The organism is Marinomonas mediterranea MMB-1 (genome assembly GCF_000192865.1).
GTDB classification, from domain to species: Bacteria; Pseudomonadota; Gammaproteobacteria; order Pseudomonadales; family Marinomonadaceae; genus Marinomonas; species Marinomonas mediterranea.
Window position 1 is genome coordinate 4,265,427 of sequence record NC_015276.1, and the last position, 18,419, is coordinate 4,283,845.

At 43.6% G+C, this 18,419-nt stretch carries 22 protein-coding genes and 1 pseudogene; 7 read left to right on the forward strand and 16 right to left on the reverse strand.

Annotation, left to right across the window (positions count from 1 at the left end; genetic code table 11):
• Positions 1-15 precede the first annotated feature (15 nt).
• Positions 16-624, forward strand: a complete 609-nt coding sequence (locus tag MARME_RS19425) for a LysE family translocator (RefSeq protein ID WP_013662976.1) — start codon at positions 16-18, stop codon at positions 622-624.
• A 17-nt stretch (positions 625-641) separates the two neighbouring features.
• Here the strand turns inward: MARME_RS19425 and MARME_RS19430 are convergent, their stop codons facing one another.
• Positions 642-1,475 carry an AraC family transcriptional regulator gene (locus tag MARME_RS19430; RefSeq protein ID WP_013662977.1) on the reverse strand — a complete coding sequence of 278 codons (834 nt, stop codon included), beginning with the start codon at positions 1,473-1,475 and terminating at the stop codon, positions 642-644.
• Between the two features lie 138 nt (positions 1,476-1,613).
• On the opposite strand from MARME_RS19430, the gene MARME_RS19435 reads away from it, so the two are divergent.
• Together MARME_RS19435 and MARME_RS19440 are read left to right on the forward strand one after the other, a co-directional pair.
• Positions 1,614-2,609, forward strand: a complete 996-nt coding sequence (locus MARME_RS19435; protein WP_013662978.1) for a hypothetical protein — start codon at positions 1,614-1,616, stop codon at positions 2,607-2,609.
• A 352-nt stretch (positions 2,610-2,961) separates the two neighbouring features.
• Positions 2,962-4,182, forward strand: a complete 1,221-nt coding sequence (locus MARME_RS19440; protein ID WP_013662979.1) for an MFS transporter — start codon at positions 2,962-2,964, stop codon at positions 4,180-4,182.
• A 92-nt stretch (positions 4,183-4,274) separates the two neighbouring features.
• Here MARME_RS19440 and MARME_RS19445 read toward each other — a convergent pair whose 3' ends face one another.
• The gene (locus MARME_RS19445) at positions 4,275-4,892 is read right to left on the reverse strand and encodes a LysE family translocator (protein WP_013662980.1); all 618 of its coding nucleotides are present in this window, start codon (positions 4,890-4,892) and stop codon (positions 4,275-4,277) included.
• A gap of 124 nt (positions 4,893-5,016) precedes the next feature.
• Positions 5,017-5,901, reverse strand: coding sequence for a LysR family transcriptional regulator (locus MARME_RS19450; protein WP_013662981.1), 885 nt, complete (start codon positions 5,899-5,901; stop codon positions 5,017-5,019).
• Positions 5,902-6,000: 99 nt separating this feature from the next.
• On the opposite strand from MARME_RS19450, the gene MARME_RS19455 reads away from it, so the two are divergent.
• Positions 6,001-6,762 (forward strand): SDR family NAD(P)-dependent oxidoreductase, encoded by a 762-nt coding sequence (locus MARME_RS19455; protein ID WP_013662982.1) that lies wholly within the window; start codon positions 6,001-6,003, stop codon positions 6,760-6,762.
• Between the two features lie 12 nt (positions 6,763-6,774).
• Positions 6,775-7,503: an SDR family oxidoreductase gene (locus MARME_RS19460; RefSeq protein ID WP_013662983.1), complete on the forward strand. Its 729-nt coding sequence runs from the start codon at positions 6,775-6,777 to the stop codon at positions 7,501-7,503.
• Between the two features lie 91 nt (positions 7,504-7,594).
• On the opposite strand, the gene MARME_RS19465 is transcribed toward MARME_RS19460, so the two are convergent.
• The 6 genes from MARME_RS19465 to MARME_RS19490 all read right to left on the reverse strand — a co-directional run bounded on the left by MARME_RS19465 (position 7,595) and on the right by MARME_RS19490 (position 11,816).
• Complete coding sequence (locus tag MARME_RS19465) at positions 7,595-8,449, reverse strand: PA4780 family RIO1-like protein kinase (RefSeq protein WP_013662984.1); 855 nt, start codon at positions 8,447-8,449, stop codon at positions 7,595-7,597.
• A gap of 332 nt (positions 8,450-8,781) precedes the next feature.
• Positions 8,782-9,036: a hypothetical protein gene (locus MARME_RS19470; protein WP_013662985.1), complete on the reverse strand. Its 255-nt coding sequence runs from the start codon at positions 9,034-9,036 to the stop codon at positions 8,782-8,784.
• Positions 9,037-9,491: 455 nt separating this feature from the next.
• Complete coding sequence (locus MARME_RS19475) at positions 9,492-9,971, reverse strand: hypothetical protein (protein WP_013662986.1); 480 nt, start codon at positions 9,969-9,971, stop codon at positions 9,492-9,494.
• 85 nt (positions 9,972-10,056) lie between these two features.
• Positions 10,057-10,653 carry a glutathione S-transferase family protein gene (locus MARME_RS19480; protein WP_013662987.1) on the reverse strand — a complete coding sequence of 199 codons (597 nt, stop codon included), beginning with the start codon at positions 10,651-10,653 and terminating at the stop codon, positions 10,057-10,059.
• 84 nt (positions 10,654-10,737) lie between these two features.
• A complete protein-coding gene (locus MARME_RS19485; RefSeq protein WP_013662988.1) occupies positions 10,738-11,103 on the reverse strand; it encodes a VOC family protein in 366 nt (121 codons plus the stop codon).
• A 71-nt stretch (positions 11,104-11,174) separates the two neighbouring features.
• On the reverse strand, positions 11,175-11,816 hold the full coding sequence (locus MARME_RS19490) for an alanine--tRNA ligase-related protein (protein ID WP_013662989.1): 642 nt from the start codon (positions 11,814-11,816) through the stop codon (positions 11,175-11,177).
• A 148-nt stretch (positions 11,817-11,964) separates the two neighbouring features.
• On the opposite strand from MARME_RS19490, the gene MARME_RS19495 reads away from it, so the two are divergent.
• Positions 11,965-12,516 (forward strand): helix-turn-helix domain-containing protein, encoded by a 552-nt coding sequence (locus MARME_RS19495; protein WP_013662990.1) that lies wholly within the window; start codon positions 11,965-11,967, stop codon positions 12,514-12,516.
• Here the strand turns inward: MARME_RS19495 and MARME_RS19500 are convergent.
• From MARME_RS19500 to MARME_RS19525, 6 genes and pseudogenes are all read right to left on the reverse strand, one after another.
• Positions 12,501-13,148: a glutathione S-transferase family protein gene (locus MARME_RS19500; protein WP_013662991.1), complete on the reverse strand. Its 648-nt coding sequence runs from the start codon at positions 13,146-13,148 to the stop codon at positions 12,501-12,503. The genes MARME_RS19495 and MARME_RS19500 overlap by 16 nt on opposite strands.
• 70 nt (positions 13,149-13,218) lie before the next feature.
• A complete protein-coding gene (locus MARME_RS19505) occupies positions 13,219-13,587 on the reverse strand; it encodes a DHCW motif cupin fold protein (protein WP_013662992.1) in 369 nt (122 codons plus the stop codon).
• A 63-nt stretch (positions 13,588-13,650) separates the two neighbouring features.
• Positions 13,651-14,355: a hexitol phosphatase HxpB gene (hxpB, locus tag MARME_RS19510; protein WP_013662993.1), complete on the reverse strand. Its 705-nt coding sequence runs from the start codon at positions 14,353-14,355 to the stop codon at positions 13,651-13,653.
• Between the two features lie 288 nt (positions 14,356-14,643).
• Complete coding sequence (locus tag MARME_RS19515; RefSeq protein ID WP_013662994.1) at positions 14,644-15,051, reverse strand: DCC1-like thiol-disulfide oxidoreductase family protein; 408 nt, start codon at positions 15,049-15,051, stop codon at positions 14,644-14,646.
• 149 nt (positions 15,052-15,200) lie between these two features.
• On the reverse strand, positions 15,201-15,551 hold the full coding sequence (locus MARME_RS19520; RefSeq protein WP_013662995.1) for a hypothetical protein: 351 nt from the start codon (positions 15,549-15,551) through the stop codon (positions 15,201-15,203).
• Positions 15,552-15,724: 173 nt separating this feature from the next.
• Positions 15,725-15,912: pseudogene (locus MARME_RS19525) on the reverse strand (type II toxin-antitoxin system Phd/YefM family antitoxin); the annotation flags it as partial.
• Positions 15,913-16,214: 302 nt separating this feature from the next.
• Between MARME_RS19525 and MARME_RS21670 the strand changes: the two are divergent.
• Positions 16,215-17,762: a hypothetical protein gene (locus tag MARME_RS21670; protein ID WP_013662997.1), complete on the forward strand. Its 1,548-nt coding sequence runs from the start codon at positions 16,215-16,217 to the stop codon at positions 17,760-17,762.
• A 9-nt stretch (positions 17,763-17,771) separates the two neighbouring features.
• Here MARME_RS21670 and MARME_RS19535 read toward each other — a convergent pair whose 3' ends face one another.
• On the reverse strand, positions 17,772-18,245 hold the full coding sequence (locus MARME_RS19535; protein WP_013662998.1) for a hypothetical protein: 474 nt from the start codon (positions 18,243-18,245) through the stop codon (positions 17,772-17,774).
• Positions 18,246-18,419: the final 174 nt, after the last annotated feature.

An 18,419-nucleotide genomic window follows, 5' to 3' on the forward strand; every position in this document is an offset into this window, starting at 1 on the left:
TAAAAAGGAGTGTTTATGAGTGCCTCGATTCTAATCCCTATGAGTATGTTTGCGTTGGCATCATCGCTGTCACCGGGGCCGGTGAATTTGGTGTGTATTAGTAGTACGGCGCGTTTTGGTGTGCCCGCTGGTTTGACGTTCGTGACTGGGGCGACACTTGGCTTTATTGCCTTATTTGGGTTGATTGGCTTGGGTCTGCATCATCTCATTACCGCGTTACCTTGGTTTATTCCAACGCTTCAAGGGGCGGGGATTTTGTTTCTTTTATATCTAAGCTATCAGCTTTTCAAAGACAACGGCGAAATAGCAGATAAACACACCTATAATGCACCCACCTTTTGGACAGGAGCAATAATGCAATGGGTTAACCCAAAGGCATGGCTCGCGTCGCTTTCTGGAATCGCAACCTATGCAACTGGGTCAAACGGAGAAGATCACGCATTGCTGTTGATGTTTATCGTGGTCTACCTGCCCATTTGTTGGTTGTCGCTCAGTGCTTGGGTAATGGCAGGCGCGGTATTAGGCAATTGGTTGAGCACGCCAATAAGAGTTCGACGATTAAACAAAACCCTTGCGATTGGGCTGGCATTAAGCTGTTTGACGATCTTAATCAATGTCACGTAGCGCCGCGACGAATACTCTTAACGATGTATAGAGCGATATTGATTCGGTGTTGCGGCCACTCGCTCTTTAAAGACACGTTGAAAGTGCGCCTGATCACTAAACCCAAATGCGTTAGCAACCTCCGCAATAGGCACGCCGTTTTTTAGTGCTAGCTGACCAAGCTGGATGCGACGATTTAATCGGTATGCGTGAGGTGTCATCTTATAATATTGCTTAAATTGACGCGTCAAATAGCTGGCGCTGTAACCAAACTGGTCTGCAATGTCCTCGATAGGCGTCTCTAAATGGCAATGTTCCAACAAATAATTCGCGACTCGTGCTAGCTTGTTTGGCGTCACTGGAAGCTTTGATTCTTGAGCAGCGGCTTTGTCGATCGATTCAAACAAGTGGCATAAGAAAGATTCCAGTGCCGCTGTTTTATCGCTCTGTGCTCCGTACTCAGAGAATAAAATCTCCGCCATTGCCTTATAGCGCTCAAACAAATCAGGCGACGTCAGCCAGTCCGTTTGACTTGGTTCCCATGAAGGCGTTGATCTCACGCCGTTTCGATGGAGAAGCTTTGCTAACCAGTCACAATCGACATGCAGCATATAGTAAGACCAAGGTGATCCGACTTTGGGGTTACAGGCATGCACCAACTGCGGGTTCATGATAACCAAATCTCCCGCTGCGACATCGTATATACGATCGGCGCAGAGGTACGCGCTCTCACCGCCTAAGATCGCGCCAATCGACCATTGCTCATGTGAATGAGGGACATAGCGAACCTTGTGCCCATCGATAATGTGTCGAAGTTCTACAAACGGAAGCGCGGTATCTCGCCAAAATAGTGGTTGAGTTGTTGGAGTCATAACAGTGCTTCGAATCTCTTTGTTTCTAAGGAAAGAGTCTAAGGAAAGAATGTGGCACCTTGAAACGCGATGCGTTATCCGTCATGGTACGCCTTACACGCTTTAAAAGTAAACACTCATCATAAAGGCACCACAAACATGTACACGGATGAAGATCTAGACAACGCCACCGCTCGAGGCATTTTTCAATCGGAGGACGTTGCGAGCTTTCGTGATTATATGCAGTCCCTACGACATACAACGTCTGCGGACGAAGAAAATGTTCGATTGATCACAAGCTTCAACGATATCTTCGTCGTCATTGCGATTGGTTTATTTTTGTTCTCTCTCGTCTGGTTAGGCGACTCTTTCCATGATGCAGTAGGTCCGCTCTTGGCCGCTGTCGCGTCGTGGGGGTTGGCAGAGTTTTTCGTATTAAAACGCAAAATGGCACTGCCTGCGATTGTCTTGCTACTGAGTTTCACTGGCGGAATTTTCAGCGCTTGTTCTATTTTCTTTATGTCTATTATTGCCGCCGAAGAAAACAGTTTAATCATTTCGGCTATCGTAACCGTCGCCGCAGCCTATCTACACTGGCGTCGTTTCGCTGTACCTATCACCATTGCGGCAGGCGCTATCGCAACGCTTGTGTTCTTTGTTTCGCTGGCATTGTCCGTTTTCCCAACTCTACAAAACATTCAATACATTGACGAACTCGCGTTTATTTCCGGAGCACTCTTATTTGCCTTTGCAATTTGGTGGGACGCTCAGGACAGAAAACGCGTTAAAAAACAATCCGACATCGCATTCTGGCTACACCTAAGCGCAGCACCGCTGATCGTTCATTCGGTCTTTGCCAACCTAACAGCCAATAATCCAGGTGGCACGCAATTACTTGCCATCATTGCTTTGTATCTGGTGCTTACTGTTATCTCTCTAATTATCGATCGCCGTGCATTTATGGTGTCAGCCTTAGCGTATGTTTTGTATGCGCTCGTTGACTTTATGAACACCTACGGCATGTTAGAAGACAGTCTTGCAACCGTTGGTGTGACACTTGGCTTATCATTGCTGGTATTATCCGGGTTCTGGCATAAGGCCAGAGCACAAATTGTAAGAGTACTGCCCGATCCTGTAAGAATTAAAGTACCCTAATCGGTCCTATGACGGCTAAAAATGTCGTTATTAGGCAAAAAAAGTATCCATTATCGCGGTATGGTGGCCACTGAAAAAATGACACCTTGCCAGATTCAAATCTAGGCATGTACAAGGCAGTACGCACGGTCTAAATAACGACTTTTTGGCACAGCAACCTCGTGCAAAAATGCAGAGCGACAACACGTAACATGCTAGAAGCCAACACCAGACTATTGTTCGCGTAGATCAATAGTCTGTATTAGATCAAAAAGGACAGTGCAAATACGCTTTCTGAGCGTCTCAGAAAGCTCAAAAGGACGTAGGTTAAATCAGTGAACTTGTTTGTATCTTCCAAAACTTAGGATTAGTTATGTCTACCCCAGTAAAACTCGTCAGCTTTGCCATTGCGTTTACTTGCGTACTATTAGCGCTTAACTTTGGTTTACGCTCCTCTATGGGCTTTTTTATGGCCCCGATTTCCAATGAATTTCACTATGGTCGAGAAGTATTTGCGTTCTCTCTTGCCTTACAAAACCTTTGTTGGGGATTATTCCAACCCATCGCAGGGGCATTTGCAGACAAATATGGCACAGCAAAAGCCGTCGTTATTGGTGCTCTTATCTATGCTTTGGGTCTGTTTGTTACCGCCAATGCAGATGGGATTTTAGGGTTAAACTTAGGCGCTGGACTCTTAATGGGCATGGGCATAGCCGCAACGGGGTTTGGTGTTGTTTTACCTGCAATGGCGCGTATGGTTCGTCCTGAAAAACGAGCGTTTGCTTTAGGATTAGGCAGCGCGGCGGGCTCAGCAGGACAGTTGTTGGTCATTCCTGTGGCACAAGGGTTTATTGAAGCTTACGGTTGGCATACTGCACTGATATTACTGGCTGGCTCAGCACTTCTCATGACGCTCTTGGCCTTGTCGTTCAAAGGTGTAACAAACTCAGAGCAAAGTACGAATACTCAAGATACCCAAACGTTATCAGAAGCGCTCAAAGAGGCCAGCAAACATTCACATTATTGGTGGTTAGTGATCGGCTTTTTTGTCTGTGGTTTCCAGCTGGCTTTTATCACAGTCCATATGCCCGCTTTTTTGACTGACCAAGGTTTTGACGAAAGCATTGCCGTTGCAAGCTTAGCATTAATCGGCTTATTTAATATTTTTGGTTGTTTGTTATCTGGCTCGTGGTCAGGCAAATATTCTAAGAAAATGTTGCTGACCTATATTTATGCTTTACGAGCTATTTCTATTGCTGCGTTCATGTTGTTACCTATGACGGCTATGAACGTTTATGTTTTCTCGATTGTAACGGGGCTATTGTGGTTAGCAACAGTGCCACCGACCTCTGGTTTAGTCGCGCAAATGTTTGGCCTTAAGTACATGGGTACGCTGTACGGTATTGTCTTTTTGAGCCATCAACTTGGCTCCTTCTGTGGTGTTTGGTTAGGCGGTTATCTTTACGATGCAACGGGTTCTTACAACATCGTTTGGTGGATGGCAGCAGGCATTGCATTCTTAACGGCAATAATCCATATCGTGATCGATGAAAGACCTGTGGCTCGTGTTCGCGCGATGATGGCAGCCGGTTAATCTCTAAATCGGGTTCTAGTACAAATTAAGGGCATAGGTCGAGCAGACCTGTGCCCTTTTCAGTTAATGTAGAGTGATAAGCAGTGTCAGGTTCAACCTTCATCCGTTGTGGCAAGCTTCAACCCCAACAATGCAAAGCTTGCTGCAAATGTGCGTTGCATATACTTAGCCACGACTTCTGAACCGATGACATACTTTCTCATCAGATTTGCTAGTGCACCATAACCCACAAAAACCAAGAAAGTCATGACCATAAAAATACCGCCCAACAGCCCCATGGATAACATGCCATTTTCAGTACTGGAAGGGACAAATTGCGGCAAAAATGCCATAAAGAAAATCGTCAATTTCGGATTAAGAATGTTAATTAAAAAGCCCTTCAAAGCAACGTTAATCAGCCCCGTTTGCGAAGAATTGTCCTGAAGCACCATGCCCCCCGTGTCTTTCCAAGTCATCCACGCCAAATACAAAAGATACGCGACACCAGCAAACTTGATGCACTGAAACACCACTGCACTGGTATGTAGAATTAGAGACAATCCCACCACGCTGGCCACCAGTGAAGGCACGATTCCTAAGGTGCAACCTAACGATGCCGCGACCGCTGTGCGAAAGCCTCGAAAAATACCGACAGAAATCGTGTAAACTACTCCCGTTCCCGGAATTAGCACAACGATTAATGATGTAATCAAAAACTCTATCGATACCATAACATCGCCCCTCTTTGTTTAAACTGGTTATAATTTACACTATAAAGAGCAGCAATTCAGCTTTGCTAGCCTGTGCATGATGAAATCATGACACTCTTCTCTAATTATCTGAATTTAGGTTTTACTAAGGCGCCTGAAAATCACTCATGACACACTCTATAAAGCTACGCACTCTTGGTGTCATTTTTTGATCTCGATAATACAGCAATGAAACAGGACGCTCTCGAAACTGCCAGTCTGGCAGTATTGGGCGAAGGGTTCCGTCGGCAATATGATCCTTAACTAGGACTTCTGGCTGAACAATAATCCCCAACCCTCTGAGTGCGGCATTGACAAGAGCCTGCCCACTGTTCATCGTCACCATGCAACTAGGAGACACTTCCCGCATTTCATCATTTTTAAACAGCTTGAGTGGTGCACCAGACGACACCGCAAAACGCACCAATTCATGATGAGCTAAATCTTCCGGCTGTTCCGGTACACCTTGATTACGCAAATAATCCGGTGAAGCACAAAGCACCATTTTATAAGGCATTAATTTACGCTGAATGAGTCGACTGTCTGGCACCTCTCCGATTCTAAAAGCAAGATCCACCCTTTCTTCGATAAGATCAAGATTCTGGTCGGTTAAGACAACGTCGACTTTAACCCTCGGTGACAACCTGCGATAGCGAACCAAAACAGGCATCAATACCGAAGAGCCAAACGTAACTGGCGCGGTAATTCGAAGCGTTCCTCTGGCCTCGCTGGATTGCGCTTCTGCTTCCATTTCCGCAACCGCGACTCGCTCAAGAATATCCAAACATTGCTCAAGATAGCTTTCACCAAAATCTGTTAGATTTTGGCGTCGTGTTGTGCGATTCAAAAGACGCGTGCCTAAGCGAGACTCCAACGACGCAATATGCTGCCCCACCATCGCAGAAGTAATATTGAGTTGCTCAGCCGCCGCGCTCATCGACCCTGAGTGAACCGTCGTAACAAACGCCTTCATTGATTGAAACAAATCCATATTAAACCTCTTCTTTATAATCTATAAATTATAACGCTAATTATAAGTTAATTGGTTTCAAATATGATCTTCGTAACACACTCATGTTCGGAGAATATTATGAATGAACCACGCTTTTTAAATAAAAATATTTTAATAACCGGTGCAGGAACAGGCATGGGGAGAGCCACTGCCTTGCGCTTGGCGTTAGAAGGAGCTCAACTCGCCCTTGTAGGAAGAAGAGAAGAACCATTGCAACAATTAGTGACAGAGATCGAAGCATTAGGCGGAAATGCCGTCGCTTTGTCTTGCGACATATCGCAATACAAAGCTTTGACTCACTGCGCTGAACAGATCAAGAATCGAATGGGCCATCTCGATGGCGTATTCGCCAATGCAGGAGTACTTGGAGAATTTCAGTCGCTGTCAGACACCCATTTAGAACAGTTTGCGCAACTTATTTCAATCAACCTTTTGGGCACCTTTCTCACTATTAAATCCTGCCTACCGCTTCTCGAATCTGGCTCAATTGTCATCAATTCTTCTTGGACAGCGAGTGCGGTAATGCCGGGCGCTGGCGCATATGCTAGTACAAAAAGTGCGCTGTTAGCCATGATGAAAACCCTTGCCGTAGAACAAGGTGCCAACGCAATTCGGGTTAATGCGATCAGTCCTGGCATCATTCTGACACCAATGGCAGATGATGTGCTCTCCCCAGAACTTGAAAACACACTCGCCGAACATACAGCGCTAAAACGGAATGGCACTCCAGAAGATGTAACAGGAACCGTCGCATGGTTACTTAGCGAGGATTCAGCCTTTGTAACAGGACAGGAAATTATTATCGACGGCGGGTACACCATTGGTGGCTTAAGACTATAGGCGGAACAAACTATGAAAAACACCTACACTTTAATTACTGGCGGAACCTCTGGCATCGGCTTTGAAACAGCAAAACAACTGATTCAAGAAGGCAAGCAGGTCATTATTACCGGACAGAATGAGCAACGAGTTCATCAGGCAGCTCAAACACTGGGTTGTCGAGGCATTGTAGCGGACAGTGCGAACTTACCTTCCATTTATCGCTTAGCCGAACAGTTAAACAATGAAAGCATCTCACTCACCGGATTGGTGCTCAATGCGGGTATTTTTATTCCTGAGTCTCTAGAACAAACGTCTGAAGAGGCTTACGATCAAACCATGTCCATCAACACAAAAGGCCCTTTGTTTACTCTAAAAACACTGCTGCCACTCTTGTCGAACCCAAGCAGTGTAGTATTTGTCTCCAGCATCGTTGTGGATAAAGGATTTGAAGCCTGTGCGACGTATGCAGCAAGCAAAGCTGCGGGTGAGGCGTTCGTTCGCGTCGCCAACATAGAACTGGCCTCTAAAGGTATTCGTATCAATACGATTCGTCCCGGCGTCACTGCCACCCCAATTCAAGACAAAGCTGGTATGACCTCTAAAGACACAGACGCTCTATTTGAAAGCCTGAAAAGCATGCCTCTTGGCAGAGCACTTAACCCACCGGATCACGCCGGTGCGATTTCTTTTTTACTGTCGGACGCATCAATCGCCATGCGCAATGCGATTATTCAAATCGATGGGGGATATTGTCTTTAGGCTTAAACAAAAACACCCGAAAAAGTCAGTAAAACGACTGTTTCGGGTGTTTTTGTTAATCGCTGCTTTGTCTAGGAAAGGTCTGAACGAGTCAGTCGTCTTCTGATTCGCGTAGACGCTCTTTGCGTTCCAGTTCCTCTTTCAACACGGCGTTGATTTCTTCTAAAACAACATCAACATCAGCGCTGCCACTGTCATCGACAAACTCACCGCTGAGCGTTGAATTAGGCGTTAAGTTGCCCTCTTCATACAAGGCCCACATTTCTTTGGCGTACTGAGTCCGTAACAAGGCGGGGGCAAACTCGCCATAATAACGACGCATATTGTTTACATCGCGCGCGAACATTTCTTGCGCACTGTTATTCGCAGATGCATTAACCGCTTGCGGCAAATCAATAATCACGGGGCCGTAGTCATCAACGAGTACGTTAAATTCAGACAAATCACCGTGAACAATGCCCTCGCAAAGCATGAGCTTAATGTAATGCATCATGAGTGTATGATCTTCAATCGCTTGCTCTTCCGACATGGTCACATCGCCAAGTCGTGGTGCAACATCGCCCGCTTCGTCCGCGACTAACTCCATTAACAGTACACCATCAATGCAACCAAACGTTTCCGGAACACGCACTTGAGCACGAGCTAAACGGGACAACGCATCGACTTCGGCGTTTTGCCAAATTTCTTCCTGTTGTTGACGACCATAGTTTGAACGTTTTTGCATGGCACGCGCTTGACGACCACTGCGGACTTTACGTCCTTCTTGGTATTGCGCGGCCTTTTTAAAGCTACGCTTAACGGCGTCTTTATAGACTTTAGCGCATCGATTCTTGTCACCACAACGGACAACAAATATATCGGCTTCTTTGCCGCTCATTAGGCGACTGATCACCTCATCGATTAAACCGTCTTCGATGAGGGGTTGTAGACGTTTCGGTGTTTTCACAAGGTACCAGCTTTGAATGGTGATTGACGATTAATCGGCTATTTTATCAGCATATTTCGATGTATGTTGGAATCCATAAAACTTAGTGCAAAAAAAAACGCCTATATTCGCGGTGAGCCGAAGGGAGTTACCTTAGTTTTGTAATGATCATGAGGTTACAGTAGCAAATTCAGAGCCTTACTTAGAAAGCTTATCTGTACAACTGCCTACTCCCCCAAAGAGAACACAAAAGGCAATAAGAGCGTTCAATAGACTATTCATTTAGATACGATCCCTGCACTTAAAACACATAATGGCTCCCCATCGAGTTCACTTCCAATTACGCGGCGTCATTATATACCGTATCGAATTTTATCTGCGACCAAAATGATACAAATGAACGCGGCTACGGTAACAAGCGAACCGACATACATGGTTATGTTAGTTGACATTGGCGTTCTTTCAGCTGGAGGATAAGAGCCACCGGAGAGCAGCTTCAAGGTTCCTTTCCCCAAGTAATAGGCAATATTGTTTAATAAAACAACGATGAGAATAAATTTCAGCACTTCGACGACGAAATCGAATAAGCTTTCTAGGAAGTTACTCATGTCCAACTCCTGAGTACATCTGAAGGATTAAGGGTATAAAGAATGTGATTTTTCATGATTTAGACATCCCTATTATTATGCGGAGTGTTGTCGAGTCACCGAAAGTCTATAACTGGTCCATAGCACTCTCCTTTAGGCTTCATTGCCAGCCTATCTCTGTATTTTCTCCCTTATTGGAAGTGATTGGCAAACGCATTTCCTCAAAGCCTTTAATAAGCCGTACACATAAATAGACACTACAATCCGAGTCCTAACATGCGGGGTAATAGCACAGCGTCATATATTTTTAAGAAGTCAATATGAAGGGAAGTATCTCAAGAATACCGCGACGAGAGCCTCTAACTTAGTTCTAAGATAAAGAGCTCTATTTGGTATCAGTGATGAGGGGGTCTGTAGAAAGCGCTAACGACTTTATTTCAGCCATTAACGCTATATCCTAGTATATTGTTAGCCAGTTAAAATGCTATGCCATTATTTATTAGGATTGGTACACCACTTCTAAATAGCTCTTTATTTCTACCAGAGATGAATCCTGACGCAATAACCCTACCGTTCAAATCAGATATTGAAATTTTTCCATAATAAACCCTATCTGAGCAGGCAAGGTTTCCTTTACCAAATGGCGCATGAAATGTAGCAGTTTCTCTGCCTGCTAATACGTAGTCTTGTCCAAGCATTAAATCAGACGTCATGCCATTATTGGCTGTTCCACTACTTTGCAACTCAGCGCCATCAACTTTATATAAATCCAATCTAATGGTTGTATTTATATCACTTAAGTTAGATATTGAAAATGAAACTTCCGATACATGATTTGCATCACAATACTGATTTCCAGGAATCGAAAACTCAACGCTTCGTTCACTCGCATAAGCAGTTGCACTACTTAGCAAAGAAAAACAAACCAAGCTCATTAATTTAGTTTTAACTTTCATTTTACTTCCTTATGGTTTGATTAGTGGAATACTCCACACAAGTGGTTGCTTTATTGCCCCCATTGGAGTGACTGCTTATAGCCAGCTACTCCATACTTATATAGTTAGGATGAGATTGAATACGGTCTATCCATTTCTGAATAGCTGGGTACTCAGACAAATCAAAACCGCCTTCATGGGCGACATGCGTATAACCATACAAAGATATATCGGCAATGGTGATGTCATTCCCCACAAGATAAAGCGTTGATTGTAATTGCTCTTCCATCACCTTCAATGCTTTATGTCCACCCGCTTGCTTAGCTTCATACTCAGGCTTACGATCTTCTGGTAACCCAAGGTACTTGGCAATAAAACGAGCCACGGCAATAAACGGTTCGTGACTGTATTGCTCAAAAAATTGCCACTGCAATACTTTGGCTTTGCTGAAACGGCAAACACCAGCTAAGTTTGAGTCATAAGCGAGGTAATTCAGAATCGCGTTGGACTCTGAAATAAAAGTACCATCATCTAATTCAAGGAGCGGTATCTTGCCATTTGGATTCATTTTCAAAAATGACGCTGAATGAGTTTCTTTGGCCAATATATCCACTTCGATCCACTCGTGTTCAATATCTAGAAGTGAAGTAAGCAGTTTTACCTTGTAGCAATTACCTGATTGAATGTCCCCATAGATTTTCACAGAACGCTCCTTAAACATATAACCGTTATTAAATGACTAACGCATGTTAGCGGGTCTTCCAGAAAATGCCAAACGGCTAGAATTCTAGAAACGCTTGCTATGTAGTTTCCCTCTCAGGCCAATCAAGTTTCCAAAGGGATCTTCCACTTGGCACATTGAAAGCCCATTTTCAATTGCTATTGGGCCACGGTAGAGGTGCGCTCCGAGCTGTTCAAAGTGCTCTAAAGAGGCCGACAAGTTATCAACCAACCAATAGATAACTGTGCCATTTTTACCAGCACCGACCTTTTCGTCTGCCTGAACAATTTCTAAGGAAAAACCACTGAGATCAAGTACCGCAACATCGAAATCTGAATGATAGATGGGAACAGCGTCAGGAAAGGCGCACTTATACCATTCAAGTCCTTTAACGACATCTGGAACGTGAATAAGGACCGCTGATGGTTTCATAATTTATCTCCGTACACATAAACAGATGACGACGCCTGAGATCTAATCGACAAGCCTTATAGCCAACTAATTCACGCACGTAACCTTATCTCAACTCGCTCTTTGCCTTTCCCTATGTTTTTACGCTTTAACTGTAAACACCCCACCTCTGATGTTCGCTTGAGATGCGTTCCACCACAAGCAACTTGCGCAAAGCCATCTACTCGCCAATACCTTTTCTCATTGGCTTCATCCGCAAAGTCACTGGCAATTATCAAGTCAGAGTCGAGTAAAGCCTGTGCCTCTATTTCAATTTCCTTCAAGATTGGAGCGATACTCTCAGGCCATTCAAAGTCGATCCGGCTCTTGTCTTGAGAAATGTGTGCACCAACCTTAATCATCCCAGTAAAATGCTGATAGAAGGTCTCTAATACAACTTCGGCAGCAAAATGCAGTTTCATCAAGGCATATCGACGCTGCCAATCAATTTGGGTCACCACAGTATCACCTACCTTAAAGTCAGGCTGCCGCTCCAATGTGTAAATAATCCGCTTACCATGCTTGGTCGCAAGCACAACGGGAATACCATTGATCGTACCTTTGTCACTTTCTTGACCTCCCGATTCGGCATAGAAAATGGTTTGGTGTAATTCAACGTCGTTACCAACAATCCAACTGACCTGACTCGTAAGCTCTGTTTGATAAGGGCTTGTCCAAAACAGTTTCTCAGTCATCACTTGACTCCTAATTTAACGAATAACAAATCACCTAAAACATGGATCGCCATGCAACACAAAATAGTGAGTTGTGATAGTATCGTGCGCTATAACGTATGAATTAAAAATAGCACAGTGCGTTATAACGCACAACAAGAGAGAGGTTATGACAAGTTCTCATTTCAAGTCCGCGATCGCGCACCATTTAAAGTCAGAAAGGAAAAAACAAGGTCTAAGCCTAGATGCCGCTTCCAAGTTAACAGGGGTTTCAAAAGCCATGCTAGGTCAGATAGAACGAGAAGAGTCCAGCCCGACTATCTCTACTCTATGGAAGATTGCTAGCGGCCTTAACACGTCGTTCTCTTCATTCTTTTCACATGATTTGACTCTTCAATCAAGTGAACCGTCTTTCCCAGATGACTCAAGAGTAAAGGTTAAGGCGGTCTTTCCCTATAGTAGCGACTCAGGAATAGAAGTGTTTGAAGTGACCTTAACAAACCATCACCAGCAGGTTTCGCCTCCCCATAGCATTGGTGTCATCGAGCATGTCATCGTTTTGAATGGTGAGCTTAAAGTCTATTTCGACAATGATTGGCATCATCTGAAACCTAACGATAAGGTTCGCTTTTATGCAGACCAGTTGCATCGATATGAAGCGGTCACTGAAACGGTAACCTTCCAGAATATTGTTTGCTATCCACGTCAATCGCCAGTCTGAAAGGGCGTGAGGTCAATTTCTTCCATATCGCAAACGGCTTTAATGGTCGGGTTTGAACAAAGTCGTTTCAAATACGCTGCCAAGTACTCAAAAGTCAGAGGGGACTTTTCGATTAGCAAAGACCACTCGGACAGCATAAACAAAAAGTAATCGCAGGCTGTCAGCTTGTCACCAAGTAAGTACTCATTGTGCTCAAGCTGATCATTGATAATAGAAAGTGCATCCGCAATTCTATCGTCTTGTGCGGCGACGACGTTTGGAATCGTCGCTTCATCATTGGTATAGCGATGAGGGTAATAGCGAACCATTAATTCGGCTTGAAGCGTATTATTCAGAAACGCCAGCCATTGATAAAATAACGGGCGTTGAGAGTGACCGATGGGCGGCATTAACTTTGATTCAGGGTGCAATTCGCATATATGCATGCAAATAGCCGGACTTTCGAAAATAGGCTGCTCATCGACAACCAAGGTCGGAATTCGGCCTGCTGGGTTGAGTTTAAGATAATCCGCTGACTTCTGAGCATTTGACGTTTTATCAACTAACAACAATTCATAATCTGCTTTTACATGATGAAGCAAAAAGTGAGGCGCTAGACTCGCATTATTTGGATAATAATAAAGCTTAAACAAAGTTAACTCCTAGCCACTAAAATAGCGGTTTTACATGTACGACACGACAACCTGCTGCTATGTTCCCGATTTAAGCCACTTGTTTGGCATTGGACTGTAAAAACACTCCGTCAATGATGAGCAACTTAACGCCCTTCTCAGCCGTAATCGAGCGATGAGCACTAAGATCGTCCGACACTATGTATGACATGCCGGGCTCTAATATGGATTTGGTACCATCCTTTAGCTCGTTTACCACTTCACCTTCCAAGCAATAGACAATGTGGCCTTTTTCGCACCAGTGGTCCGCTTTATAATGTTTGGAATACTCAACAAGCCGAACTCTCAAACCTTCAAACTCAATTGTTTGCCAATAGGACATCCCAGTTTCGCCCTTGTGCTCAGTTCGAGGAACACCTTTCCAGTCTATTGTCTGAAACGGGATACTTACATTTTCCATAATAACTCCTATTTAAAATGGCCTAACTAGACATAAAGTTTAACGCCATGGCGCTATATGCTGCTAGTTACTACATGCTATTGCTTCAAGATGACTATCGGTGAAATCCGATAACCGACTAAGTTTTACGTGGGACATGTCATATTTTTTATCTGTAAACTCAGTACGAGGCGGAACGGCAACTGTTTTAATATTTGCCTTACTAGCAGCAATAATTCCTGATAGGGAGTCTTCGAATGCAATACACTTTGAAGGCTCAACCCCCAACTTTTTAGCGGTGGTCAAATAGACTGCTGGATCAGGCTTTCCTTGAGTTTCGTGCTCAGAAGAAGAGGTACTGTGAAAGTAGTGTGAAATGCCAAGCTTGTTCAGAACGACAGGGATTAACCTAGAAGGAGCATTAGTTGATAACCCTATTTTCATTTCTTTCTTCTGGAAGAAATTTAAAATATATTCGACGCCTTCCATAGGTCCACCGTTTTCTGAAATCAGAGCCGCGACGCGCTCAACAACTTCATTTTCAACTTGCTCTATATTTTTGCCTAACCAAGGAAAGTGACTATACCAAAACTCAGTGACCTCTCGCGTCGTCATGGACGCGGTTTTAGCAGATAGCGCCTCACTTACGTTAACGCCAAGAGAAGAGAATATTTCTTTCTCAGCCTCTTTCCACATTGGTTCTGAGTCAATAAGAGTGCCATCCATATCAAAAATCACAGCTTGCATTACATCGATTCCATTTAATTGAATAAGCTCACTATCCAACATATTAGTTTCAGGCTCAACAATCAAACCCACCAGTTGAATGTCAGGCGTTAGACATCCCTGAATTTAGGTCTAACGTTGCTAATTTACAGTAAGTCGCGGGCTGTTCTCTGGTCAGTTTTTGATTGATTATTGTGCTACACAAACAGCCAGCACAATAATCATGACGGTCACAACTTACCTATTTAGTTCAGGTAATCAGAAATATTAAAAGAATTAGGTAAACCAACCTGTTGGACTCTTGATCTTGGCATAACTGAAGAGGCAATAAGGTTCATTAGGTTGAGGCCGTTAGAATTTATCATTGCCTTCGATGTTGAGATTATTGATTTTTGTTTTGCCAAGTAGTTTTAACAAAATACTTCGACAAAACCTCAGCATGGGATAGAGAATGGATGCTGCGGTTTTCGATTTGAACATCCAATAGTTCATTCGATTGAATAAGCCTGATCGGCTGCCAATCAGCGCCAGAGCATGAATGGCATCCGCGCCATAATAGAGTTGTCCGCCCATTTTGAGCACCATTCCTTGATCGATGTCGAGACCTTGAGAGGTAATCTCTTCCATAACAAAGCTGTCTTCCCTTGCATCTACGATGCGTAAATCTCCCACACTGTCGCGAATATTGACCACCTGACAGTACGCATGACAAGCGGGACATTCACGGTCATAAACAAGCAGTATTTCTTCACGTTTCATATCGTTATATCCTTCCTCATCACAACTCTATAAAAAGCGAATCTAGTGAGTACAGCCCACGTTTTTATGGGTGACTTTCGAATAAGAACAAATAAAAGCGGTCTTCATATCGAACTTTTATAAGGGAAACGCTTTTTTGTAACATTTGTTCATTTACGCTTTTTGAATTTACTAGCAATGAACCTAATGTTGTCATAGGAGTTTTCAAGCGCTATTGAAAACTGCACCGACATGATGCCATACACCGACAGGACACCTAGCGTATAAATAGCGCCAATTTTAAAACCATAGGAAAAAATCAAGAAAACGCCAGAGGTTAAGCTAATGACCAACGCATAACTATTTGGTTTCTTCCTAATTTGCCATACCGTTAAAGGGCCAAATAAGACGCACATGGCTAAGGATATTAAGATACTAAAATATTCAAAATAACTAATAAGCCAAAAAATCAATCCCATAACGCTGCCGATGATCAGTGATTTCTTAAACTCATATGTCATAAACGCTCCTCTGTATCGTTAGGAAACTAAAGCCCGACGGAGCAAGCCCCCACCTTTGGCGAAAGCCTTTATTGCACATATAGATGTATCCCCACATAAAGAATGAGCTGGCATCTCAGGAAGTGCCCAAAACGACATATTACTATCCCGAGAACACTTTAATAAGACTGCGAGTAACTAGTAGTCGCAGGTGAACGAAGTAAGTGTACATTTCCATAAGGCTGTTGTAGTAATCCAGTGACATGACAACAGCATCTTCAGAATCCCGACGAGTAATAACCGTTGTATCGGCGTCATTCACAACGCCGTCCAAAACGGCTTTAAGGCCATTTCTCGCTTCGGTAAAAGAAACAATTTTCATATCGCGCCTCACTTGTACATTATTTTGAACAAGTTCCCCCCTGAATAAATACATGTACAAAATATGGCACATAACTGTAATGCACCTCTTAGCCCCCTCGATCTCACCCTTTTCTTGAAGCGTGATTGCTCGTCTATCTTTGTCTTTTTACCCAGTTCTCAGATGATTGGCGAATTGAATCCCCCCAGAACCGTTCACCTGATCACGGTGGCGCAGCGGCGACTTTCAACTATAAAGAAACTTGTACATTAGAGCCTTTCAAAGCAACATAGACATTCTTCGCCTGTCGCTTAAGGGATGACATGAAAAACCTTCTTCTCGCTATACTGATCTTAGCTCAACCGGCTCTCGCAGCCTCAGATCCCTTTGCAGAACTGGAATCCGAATTTAAGAACAGTAAAAAGAGCTCGAAGTTCGAGCATTTTGAAGACGACATGCTAGAAGACTTCGACCGTTTTAAGCAATCCGTAGACGATGACTTTGATGCCTTTAAAAAGTCGGTAGATAATGAGTTTGCCAGTTTACTACAGCAATCATGGCAAGAGTTTAATGCCATAAAAACCTCAGCACCTTATACAACACCCAAACCGTCAACGTACCCAATTGCGAAAAAGCAAGAGCCGCTCAATAACGACGAACTTAAACATTCCCCAAAAGTAGAGATAAAAGCGAAACCAATACAAACCGCCACTCCCCCCACCAAAGTGATGCCTAAAATAGAGGAGCGCAAAAAGAAGATTCAGTTTCATTTCTTTGGTGAAAGCATCACGCTAAATTACGATCGAAGCCTGTTATTCCGTTTTAGAAGCACCAACAACGAAAGCATCGGAAGCGTATGGAAGCAACTGAGTGAATCCAAATACCAAACATTGGAATCTCAAATGCAAGATTACATCAAAGCGCTAGCGCTAAACGACTGGGCAAAATACCTGTTTATTCAACAAGCAGGGCAAACGCTCTATAAAAATCAGAACAAAGCGAACTTATTCACTTGGTTTATGATGGTTAAAATGGGCTACGATCTCAAAGTAGGTTACGACAAACGCGATGTTTACCTCCTTTCCGCGATGCAACACAGCCTCTACAGCGTGCCGTTTTTTAACATCGACAATGCGCGATACTATTTATTGCCAAACAGTGTATTGGAAAACAAAGCATTAACAAACAGAGCATTATCCAAAGAAAGCCGCCCAATCAAGCGCCTGCATACATACAAAGGCCACTATCCAGATGCAAGGCAAAAGCTCTCTTTTGCAATCAAAACGCCACTTAGAATCGACAACGACATTCAGCACAAAGCCTTAACCTTTGATTTTGAGAACCGTTCCTACACCGTCAACGCAACGTACTCAGACACCCTGGTTTCCTTTTATAACACCCTGCCTCAATCCGACTATCGCATCTACTTTGATGCCACCAACTCAAGGCAAATAAACAACTCTCTTCTGAAAGACCTCTCAGTTCATATAAACGGAATGACCGAACTGGAAGCCGTGAACTTTTTATTGCGCTTTACTCAAACGGCTTTCAAATACAAAACAGACGGTGACCAATTCGCCTATGAAAAAGTCATGTTTCCCGACGAAACGGTTCACTTCCCATACAGCGATTGCGAAGACCGCAGCATCCTATTTCAAACATTAGTAAAAAGCCTACTGGGGCTAGATGTAGTTGGACTGAAATACTCTAATCACGTTGCTACCGCGGTGTCTTTGTCACACGAGGTTCGAGGTGACAGCGTTAACTACAAAGGAAGAAGGTATACCGTCGCCGACCCCACCTACATCAACGCCAATGTTGGAATGACCATGCCGCAGTACAAAAAAGCAGACTTTACCGTGATTGAATAAGGAAAGAACTCACTCTTCACCTGAGTAGGTATTAATAATATTTAGCGCAGTTCTTTCAGCTGAAGGCTGGAAAAGGAACCGCAGAACCTCTATTAACAAAGAGAAGAAGATAAGAGGTGCGAGCAACAGTGAGAACAGTGAGATTGCCTCACCGCCCTCCGCATTGAAAAAGACACTAATCAACTGCCAAACCCCGAACAAACCAAACACAATATTCAAGGGGCCGAATACTTTACTGCTTTCCAATTTAAAGGTGTTAGATAATTCATGATAACGCACAGTGAAGCGATATAAAGACTTCCAAGTTCCGACCTGTAGTCGATCCCCGCGCTTATCAATAGAGGCTTTAAATCCGTGTGCCATCAGCTTATTTCGTACTTGTCCTAAGTTCATGTTTTTAATATCCATATTTGCTACATACTGACTCGGTAAAGGGTAACAATGTTCGCGAGATTTGTGCAATGAATAATTCAGGGCATCCATTTTATAGCCTAAAAGTTATAATTGGCCTGTATAGAAAGCGGTCGGTATAGAAAGTACGGAACGAGGAAATTTCACAATCTTATAGAAAGGCATCTGTCAGAAAATAAACAAGTGCCGCTCTTGTGAATATAGGGATAAAGAGGGACAATTTTTCTTTTATCGATAGAGACGCCC

Bases quoted from the DNA above. Each gene is read 5' to 3' on its own strand.
- MARME_RS19425 (WP_013662976.1), top strand. From the start codon at position 16: ATGAGTGCCTCGATTCTAATCCCTATGAGTATGTTTGCGTTGGCATCA.
- MARME_RS19430 (WP_013662977.1), bottom strand. From the start codon at position 1,475: ATGACTCCAACAACTCAACCACTATTTTGGCGAGATACCGCGCTTCCG.
- MARME_RS19435 (WP_013662978.1), top strand. From the start codon at position 1,614: ATGTACACGGATGAAGATCTAGACAACGCCACCGCTCGAGGCATTTTT.
- MARME_RS19440 (WP_013662979.1), top strand. From the start codon at position 2,962: ATGTCTACCCCAGTAAAACTCGTCAGCTTTGCCATTGCGTTTACTTGC.
- MARME_RS19445 (WP_013662980.1), bottom strand. From the start codon at position 4,892: ATGGTATCGATAGAGTTTTTGATTACATCATTAATCGTTGTGCTAATT.
- MARME_RS19450 (WP_013662981.1), bottom strand. From the start codon at position 5,901: ATGGATTTGTTTCAATCAATGAAGGCGTTTGTTACGACGGTTCACTCA.
- MARME_RS19455 (WP_013662982.1), top strand. From the start codon at position 6,001: ATGAATGAACCACGCTTTTTAAATAAAAATATTTTAATAACCGGTGCA.
- MARME_RS19460 (WP_013662983.1), top strand. From the start codon at position 6,775: ATGAAAAACACCTACACTTTAATTACTGGCGGAACCTCTGGCATCGGC.
- MARME_RS19470 (WP_013662985.1), bottom strand. From the start codon at position 9,036: ATGAGTAACTTCCTAGAAAGCTTATTCGATTTCGTCGTCGAAGTGCTG.
- MARME_RS19475 (WP_013662986.1), bottom strand. From the start codon at position 9,971: ATGAAAGTTAAAACTAAATTAATGAGCTTGGTTTGTTTTTCTTTGCTA.
- MARME_RS19485 (WP_013662988.1), bottom strand. From the start codon at position 11,103: ATGAAACCATCAGCGGTCCTTATTCACGTTCCAGATGTCGTTAAAGGA.
- MARME_RS19490 (WP_013662989.1), bottom strand. From the start codon at position 11,816: ATGACTGAGAAACTGTTTTGGACAAGCCCTTATCAAACAGAGCTTACG.
- MARME_RS19495 (WP_013662990.1), top strand. From the start codon at position 11,965: ATGACAAGTTCTCATTTCAAGTCCGCGATCGCGCACCATTTAAAGTCA.
- MARME_RS19505 (WP_013662992.1), bottom strand. From the start codon at position 13,587: ATGGAAAATGTAAGTATCCCGTTTCAGACAATAGACTGGAAAGGTGTT.
- hxpB (WP_013662993.1), bottom strand. From the start codon at position 14,355: ATGTTGGATAGTGAGCTTATTCAATTAAATGGAATCGATGTAATGCAA.
- MARME_RS19515 (WP_013662994.1), bottom strand. From the start codon at position 15,051: ATGAAACGTGAAGAAATACTGCTTGTTTATGACCGTGAATGTCCCGCT.
- MARME_RS19520 (WP_013662995.1), bottom strand. From the start codon at position 15,551: ATGACATATGAGTTTAAGAAATCACTGATCATCGGCAGCGTTATGGGA.
- MARME_RS21670 (WP_013662997.1), top strand. From the start codon at position 16,215: ATGAAAAACCTTCTTCTCGCTATACTGATCTTAGCTCAACCGGCTCTC.
- MARME_RS19535 (WP_013662998.1), bottom strand. From the start codon at position 18,245: ATGGATGCCCTGAATTATTCATTGCACAAATCTCGCGAACATTGTTAC.